Origin of the sequence: Catenulispora rubra (assembly GCF_015356825.1) — a bacterium.
In the GTDB taxonomy this organism is placed as follows: Bacteria; Actinomycetota; Actinomycetes; order Streptomycetales; family Catenulisporaceae; genus Catenulispora; species Catenulispora rubra.
This window is the reverse complement of the sequence record NZ_JAACYW010000427.1, coordinates 1-7,247: the sequence shown is the minus strand read 5'-3', so window position 1 is coordinate 7,247 and position 7,247 is coordinate 1. Positions and strand designations below refer to the sequence as shown.

At 71.6% G+C, this 7,247-nt stretch carries 7 protein-coding genes; 5 read left to right on the top strand and 2 right to left on the bottom strand.

Annotated features, from left to right (window positions below):
* The 4 genes from GWK61_RS51205 to GWK61_RS51190 all read left to right on the top strand — a co-directional run.
* Nucleotides 1–550 (top strand): preATP grasp domain-containing protein (locus GWK61_RS51205; RefSeq protein ID WP_228564356.1); only part of this gene is annotated, 550 nt, incomplete at its 5' end.
* A gap of 2 nt (nt 551–552) precedes the next feature.
* Nucleotides 553–783: a hypothetical protein gene (locus GWK61_RS51200; protein ID WP_194921330.1), complete on the top strand. Its 231-nt coding sequence runs from the start codon at nt 553–555 to the stop codon at nt 781–783.
* Between the two features lie 42 nt (nt 784–825).
* Nucleotides 826–1,587, top strand: coding sequence for a methyltransferase (locus GWK61_RS51195; protein WP_228564355.1), 762 nt, complete (start codon nt 826–828; stop codon nt 1,585–1,587).
* Nucleotides 1,588–1,611: 24 nt separating this feature from the next.
* On the top strand, nt 1,612–2,094 hold the full coding sequence (locus tag GWK61_RS51190) for an AAA family ATPase (protein ID WP_194921329.1): 483 nt from the start codon (nt 1,612–1,614) through the stop codon (nt 2,092–2,094).
* A gap of 36 nt (nt 2,095–2,130) precedes the next feature.
* Here GWK61_RS51190 and GWK61_RS51185 read toward each other — a convergent pair whose 3' ends face one another.
* The gene (locus GWK61_RS51185; protein ID WP_194921328.1) at nt 2,131–4,167 is read right to left on the bottom strand and encodes a LuxR C-terminal-related transcriptional regulator; all 2,037 of its coding nucleotides are present in this window, start codon (nt 4,165–4,167) and stop codon (nt 2,131–2,133) included.
* Nucleotides 4,168–4,394: 227 nt separating this feature from the next.
* Nucleotides 4,395–4,940 carry a GNAT family N-acetyltransferase gene (locus GWK61_RS51180; RefSeq protein WP_194921327.1) on the bottom strand — a complete coding sequence of 182 codons (546 nt, stop codon included), beginning with the start codon at nt 4,938–4,940 and terminating at the stop codon, nt 4,395–4,397.
* Nucleotides 4,941–5,262: 322 nt separating this feature from the next.
* Here GWK61_RS51180 and fusA point away from each other — a divergent pair.
* On the top strand, nt 5,263–7,247 hold a 1,985-nt coding region (gene fusA, locus GWK61_RS51175), incomplete at its 3' end, for an elongation factor G (protein ID WP_194921326.1).

Genomic DNA, 7,247 nt, shown 5'->3' with positions numbered 1-7,247 from the left:
CCCGGCCGCCGCCTACCCCAACGGGCAGTTGTCGCCCCGGCCGGTCGCGGCGAAGCTGATCCACATGAGTCAGCTCATCATCGGCGACCAGCTCACCGAGGAGAACGCCGAGGGCGAAGGCGCCCTGCCGCCGGGACACCGGCGGTTCCCGTCCGCGATCTCGCACCCCGTGGTGCGGGTCGCGCGGCTGGACGGTGATGTTCTGGTGCTGCCGTCGTGCCCCGGCGTGGGGTTTCCGGCATACGTCCGGCGGGTGAACGGATCAGCGGAGGGCGAGCCGCAGATCCTGGTCCCGCCGCCGGGCCGCCGGGGTGCGGAGCTGCTCTACGACGACCGGCTCGTCGCCTCGGAGTTCGTGGCGGGTCTCCGACCGTTCGGCGGGGTGGCGTTCCCCGTCGGGCGAGGCGGCGAGCTGGTCGACCACCGGACCGCCAGGGTCCTGATCTCCCGTAGTCGGGTGCCCTGGCCCAGCTTCGCCGGAACCGGGGCCCCGCCGCCCGGTGACGGCGTCGACCCGGACGCCGGCCCGGCGTTCGAATCAGAGGTCTGACCATGCGCGCGGACGGACCGGCCGGAAGGATCGCCTCGGCGATCGCCGCCGCCGGAGCCGCCGCGACGCTGGAGCAGACCATCGAGCTGGCCGACAAGACGACCGCTGTGTGGGGCGGCGAGTCGTTTCTGGGCGGCCAACCCTGGGCGCCGGCTGCGAGGGCCGGCGCCCAGGCACACCTCGTGCCGGAGGAGAAAGCCGATGCTCGTCCCGTCGTTCCAGGAAGGTCGTGACGGCCGCCCGCCGGTCCGCACCGGCGGCGAAGCGGTGTCGAGATGACCGCCGAGATGACCGCCGACCAGATCGGCATCGCGGCGCCGCCGCGGGAGGTCGCGGTCCACGCCACGATCGAGTTCGCCGACCCGATGGCGGCCGGCGCCGCCCTGACCGACCGGCACAGCGCCGTCGAAGGCCGCCCGGAGCAGTTCGCCATGCTCGGCCGCACCTGGACGCTGCTGCCCGGGGTGTTCGCCCCGGTCCACACCGCCTCCACCGAGCTGTTCTCCTCCTGGCTGCCGTTCCCGGTCGGCGGGGCGTTCCTGGAGATCGGCTCGGGCGCCGGCGTCACCGCGGTGACCGCCGCGCTCGCCGGCTGCGCACACGTCACCGCCCTGGACATCTCCCGCGCCGCGGTGGCGAACACCCAGGCGAACGCCCGGCGGCACGGCGTGGCCGACCGGGTCAGGGTCCTGCGAAGCAACCTGTTCGACGCCCTCGACACCGACGACCGGTACGACGTCATCTACTGGAACTCCAACGTCATCGACGCGCCCCCGGAGTTCGAGTACCTCGATGAGCTGCAGTGGGCCTTCTTCGACCGCGACTACGCCACGCACAGCAGGTTCCTGAGTCAGGGCCCGACGTTGCTCGCGCCCGGCGGCCGGATGTTCCTCGGCTTCAACACCCTGGGCAACAAGGAGCGGCTGCGGGTGATGGCCGACCGGCTCGGGCTGGAGCTGGCGACGTTCCGCCGCCGCTCCGGCGCGGTCGGCGGGATCGGGGTGGAGCTCAGCCTGCTGGAGGTGCTGGTCGGCTGAGCACGGCGCGTATGCTCCTGCGGTGTGAAACGGGTGTTGGTGACCGGCATGTCCGGGGTCGGCAAGTCCACGCTGCTGGAGGAGCTGGCAGCGCGTGGCTTCGCGACCGTGGACACCGACTACGGTGACTTCCACGAGGTGGTCGACGGCGAGCGGTTGTGGCGGCGTGACCGGATCGAGGCTGTGCTCGCCGCTGCTCCGGCCGCTAATGTCGCTCCTGCCGACGAGCCGGGCGTGCTGTTCGTCCAGGGCACGGTCCGCAACCAAGGCTCGTTCTACTCGCGGTTCGATCACATCGTGCTGCTCAGCGCCCCGGTCGAGGTGCTGGTCGAGCGGCTTTCGACCCGGACGACCAATGGCTACGGCAAAGATCCGGCCGAGCTCGCCGAGACGCTGGAGTACGTTCGGACGGTCGAGCCGTTGCTGCGGGCGTCGGCGACGCTGGAGGTAGTGACCACCGTTCCGGTCGCCGAGGTCGCCGACATCGTGCTGGAGCATGTGGGCTGATCGGCGGCGCGCACGTCCGCGCGGCGGCACGTGCGCCTAGCTCGGCGCCCCCGAGGCCAGCACGAATCGGGCGATCTCCACGCGCGACCCTATGCCCAGCTTGCGGAAGATGTTCCGCAGGTGGAACTTCACCGTCTCCGGCGAGCACCGGATCCGTTTGGCGATCTGCTGGTTCGTCAGCCCCTGCACCACCAGCCGCGCCACGGTCTGCTCGCGGCGGCTGAGGACCGACCACTCCTCGGCTGCGGCGGCGTCGTGGCCGGGCTGTGGGGTGTTGAACATTTCGGTGGCCGCGGGCCGGTTCTCGGCTTCGGCTTCGGCTCCGGCTCCGGCCCCGCCTTCGCCGAGGCACGGCACCGCCGGGTTCAGCCGCAGGTCCAGCCGCTCGTTCAGGTCGGCCCACAGCGACAGGTACTTCTCCGAGGTGGCCGTGTCGCCGTGCGCGAGCGCCACCCCGGCCAGGTGGCGGTACGCCACGGCCTCGATCTCCTGCCAGCCCGAGCCCAGCCCGAGTTCGACAGTGCGCTGATAGTGGTCCTCGGCGTCGGCGACCCGGTTGGCCGCGAAGCCGGCCATGCCGAGCGTCAGGTGCATCGCGGCCTGCGCGCGCAGGTTCCGCTCGTGGCGCGCGGCGGCCAGCCCGATCTCCGCCATGCGCGTCCACTCACGCAGGTGTCGGCGTTGGTGGTAGTAGCCGCGCAGGGCGTCCGGGATCATCCAGCACACCGCGGGGTCGCCGAGCCGGCGGTGGTGCCGGACCAGCGCGAGCAGGTTGTGGCGTTCGGCGTCCAGCCAGGCCAGCGCGGCCTCGCGGTGCGCCGGGGCGCTGTCGGCCGGGCTGGTGGTGGCCGGGTGGTTCCCGGGGTGGCCGACGGTGTGGGTCAGCACGGTGGGGTCGTTGGCGTTGGCGTTGGCGTCGGTTTCGGCCTGGGTCTCGGCCTCGATCTCGGCCTCCGAGGCCGGCAGCCGTACCATGCGCGGATTCACCAGATCCGCGGCAGCCCGCACCCGGGACAGCACCCACCGCAGATGCCAGGCCTCGGCGGCCGGCACCGCCTCGGGCTCCTCGTCCGCCGTCAGCCGGTCGGCCGCGAACAGCCGCGCCAGCGAGTGCAGGCTGTAGCGTCCCGGCTCGGACTCGGCGCGGACCACGCTGCGGTCGGCCATCCGGTCCAGCGACTCCTGCGCCTCCTCCCGGGTGATCCCCGCGACCTTGGCCGCGGCCTCCGGGCAGAAGTCGTAGCCGCGCAACAGCGCCAGCCGTCGGAACGTCCTGCGGTCCCCGGGCTCCAGCGCATCGTAGGAGGAGGTCAGTACGCCGTGCACGGTGATGTCGCCGGCGGTGAGCCGCTTGAGCCGGCGGCGCTCGTCGCGCAGCTGGTCGCAGAGGTCGTCGATGCTCATCTGCGGCCGGGACAGCAGGCGCGCGGCCGCGATGCGGATGGCCAGCGGCAGGTGCCCGCACAGCGCCAGCAGGCCGTCCACGTCCTCGGTGCCGGTCCAGCGGGCGCCGAGGACGCGCGCCAGCATCGCCGCGGCCTCGGCGTCCGACATCGGGCCGAGCCGTACCGGCAGCGCCCCGGCCAGCCCGCCGAGCCAGTTGCGGCTGGTGACGATGGCCAGCGCGTCCGGGCCGGTCGGCAGCAGTGGCCGCACCTGCGCCTCGTCGGCGGCGTCGTCCAGGACCACCAGGCAGCGCTGGCCGGCCAGCGCGGTGCGGAACATGCCGACGAGCTCGTCCTGGTCCAGCGGCAGCCCTCCGGTGGCGCCCAGGGCGCGCAGGAAGCGGCGCAGCACGTCCGGCACCGCGGTCGGCGCGCCGGTGTAGCCGCCGAGGTCGGCGTACAGGTGCGCGTCCGGGTAATCGTCCCCGGCCAGCCGCGCGGCGCGCACGGCCAGGGCGGTCTTGCCGGTGCCGCCGGCGCCGATCACGACGAAGAGTCCTGCGGTGTGCGGGGGGAAGGTGGTGGAGTCGGTGAGAGCGGTCAGCTCGCTGAGCCGTCCGGTGAAGTCGGTGGTGTCCGGTGGCAGCAACCGGGCGCGCGTCGGCGCCCAGTCGAGAGCTGACCGCATGCTCCCCCCTGGCAAGAGGTCTGATTTCACCTCGTGGTGCCGAGGCGTGCGATGATCGGAACCAATGTTCAGTTCTTGTGAAGAGTATCGCACAGAGGGTTATCACTGGCTACTGAGGATGATCTGAGAATCGCTCACGGTTGTCGAAATCGTCGAACGCTGGCGGGATCGGCGCATCCGGGGCCTGATTCCGGCCGATTCGGCCACGATCAGGGCCCTGTCACGTGTCAACCGATCACGAGGGTGGCGGGGATCACTTTTCTGGTGCCCTCGGCGGGCCCCACGGTGCGGTTCCCGGCGCCGCCGGGCGCGACCGGCGCGGAGAAGTCGGCACCGAGGGCAGCCAGGAACTTGCGGCCCGGTGCCCAGCCTTCGGCGACGTGCGTGCTGATCTGGACGATGTCCTGCTCGGCGGCCGTGGCCGCCAGCGCGCGGGCCACGCTCCGGCCGATACCCAGGCGCCGGAACTCCGGACGGATCAGGAAGGTGCCGATGCCGACCGAGGCGGTGTGCGGGTAGCGGCGCAGGGCGTCGACGAACCCGACGACCTCCCGGTCGGCCTCGATGACCAGCAGGACCTTGTCGTCGAAGTCGTGGCCCTCGGGCAGCGAGTAGTAGGCGCTCTGCACGTCGCCGGGGGCCGAGGGCTGGCCGGTGGCGGCGACGAACCAGTCGTCGGAGGCGTCGAAGACGGCCAGGACCGCCTGCTCGTCGGCGGGCTCCAGGTCTCGGACGACGACCGGGTGGCCGTCCACGGAGAGATCGATGCGCATGGCGATCAGTGTGGCGGAAATCGGTTTTGCCGTCTCGGGGGATCGGCTAGCCTCACCGCATCGGGGTCGCGTCGTGACCGGGCGGCCCGGACCATCGCATGCTTCGACGACGGGGAGGGATCATGGCTCGCGGCGCTGTCGCCCTCGCGTTCGTGGCTTCCCGGCATCCGTTCGAGGTGATCCTGGTGTCTTCGCCGGCTCGGCGCCGGCTGCGCGGCTTGCGCTGAGACACTTTCCCGGGCTTTTCCTTTCGGCTTCTGTGCTGTGCCCGGGTATCGCGCTGTCCTGATTTACGGCAGCGATCACGAAGGACCGACCGATTATGCGTGCTGATTCGACACGCCGTTTCCAGTCCCTTTCTCTGGTCCGCAACCTGGGCATTCTGGCTCATGTGGACGCGGGCAAGACCACCGTCACCGAACGCGTGCTGTTCCTGACCGGCGCCGTGCACAAGCGCGGCGAGGTGCATGACGGCACGACCGTGACCGATTTCGACTCCCAGGAGCGCGATCGCGGCATCACGATCTTCGCCGCCGCGGTCAGTTGCGACTGGGACGGGCATCGGCTGAACCTGATCGACACCCCTGGGCACGTCGACTTCTCCGCGGAGGTCGAGCGCGCTTTGCGCGTGCTGGACGGCGCGGTCGCGGTGTTCGACGCCGTGGCGGGGGTCGAGCCGCAGAGCGAGGCGGTGTGGCGGCTGGCCGATCGGTATGGGGTGCCGCGGATTGCGTTCGTCAACAAGATGGATCGGGTTGGTGCCGATATGGATGCGGCGGTTTCGTCGATCCGGGATCGGCTGCATCCCGTGCCGTTGGCTGTACAGATGCCTATCGGGAGTGAGGGGGAGTTCGTCGGGGTCGTCGACCTGGTCGGTATGCGGGCTCTGACGTGGTCTGATTCGGGTTCCGGTGGGATGAGCTCCGGTGCCATCCCTGATGCTCTGGTCTCTGAAGCTGCTCGGCGTCGGCGCGCGCTTGAGGAGGCGGTGGCTGAGCGGAGCGCGGTCGCGTTCGAGGAGTTTGTCGAGCGTTCGTCGCTTTCGGCGGAGACGTTGGGGGCGGCGCTGCGTGAGTTGACGGCTTCGGGCGAGGTCGTGGTGGTGCTGTGCGGCGCGGCGTACAAGAACCGGGGTGTCGAGCCGCTGCTGGACGCGGTGGTGGCTTACCTGCCTTCGCCTCTGGACCGGTCGGGCGCCGATCCGGAGCAGCCGTTGGCGGCTCTGGTGTTCAAGGTGCAGTCGACAGGGACGGGGCGGCTGACGTTCGTGCGCGTGTACTCCGGGACGCTGCGCAAGGGCGATGCGGTGCTGGACGTCGGCGCGGGGCGGACGGAGCGTGTCGGGCGGATTCTGCGGGTGCAGGCCGACCGGCACACCGAGGTCGAGCGGGCGGTGGCGGGGGACATTGTGGCGCTGGTCGGGCCGAAGTATGCGGCTACGGGTGCGACGTTGGCGGCTCTGGACGCGACGGTTTTGCTGGAGGCGCCGGCCACGTCCGAGCCGGTGGTGTCGGTCGCGGTCGAGGCGGACCGCAACGCTGACACCGGCCGTCTGGCGGCGGCGCTGGCACGCGCGGTCGAGGAGGACCCGTCGCTGGCGGTGCGCACCGATGCCGAGACCGGCCAGACGCTGCTGTCGGGCCTCGGCGAGCTGCACTTGGAGGTGGCGGTGGAGAAGATCCGACGGGAGAGGGGGATCGCGGTGAGCGTCGGCCGGCCGCAGGTCGCGCTGCGCGAGGCGGTGGTGTCGGGCGTGTCCGGCTTCGTGTACCGGCACGTCAAACAGGAGGGCGGCTCGGGCCAGTGGGCGCACGTGGTGCTGGACGTCAGGCCACTGACAGGCAGCCTCGGCGACACCGGCTTCACGTTCGAATCCCACATCACCGGCGGCCGCGTCCCCCGCGAGTACATCCGCGCAGTCGAAGCCGGCTGCCGCGACGCCCTGGCGAGCGGACCCCTCGCGGGCCACCCGGTGACCGGCCTGCACGTAACGCTGGCCGACGGCGCAACGCACGTGAAGGACTCCTCCGAACTGGCCTTCCGCACCGCCGGCGCCCAAGGCCTGCGCGCGGCCCTACGCGCAAGCAGGCTGGCTCTCCTGGAGCCGATTGCGGAACTGACGGTCACGACCCCGGAGGACACAGTCGGCGCAGTCCTCGGCGACCTCGCCGCCCGCCGCGCCCGGGTGACGGACTCGACGAGCCGCGCCGGCACGGCAGTGGTGACGGCGACGGTGCCGCTCGCGGAGGTCTTCGGCTACGCGACGCGGCTGCGGAGCCGGACGCAGGGCCGCGGCGGCTTCACGAT

Excerpts from the sequence above, each read along its gene's own strand:
- GWK61_RS51185 (WP_194921328.1), bottom strand. The coding sequence starts at position 4,167 with ATGCGGTCAGCTCTCGACTGGGCGCCGACGCGCGCCCGGTTGCTGCCA.
- GWK61_RS51195 (WP_228564355.1), top strand. The coding sequence starts at position 826 with ATGACCGCCGAGATGACCGCCGACCAGATCGGCATCGCGGCGCCGCCG.
- GWK61_RS51180 (WP_194921327.1), bottom strand. The coding sequence starts at position 4,940 with ATGCGCATCGATCTCTCCGTGGACGGCCACCCGGTCGTCGTCCGAGAC.
- GWK61_RS51200 (WP_194921330.1), top strand. The coding sequence starts at position 553 with ATGCGCGCGGACGGACCGGCCGGAAGGATCGCCTCGGCGATCGCCGCC.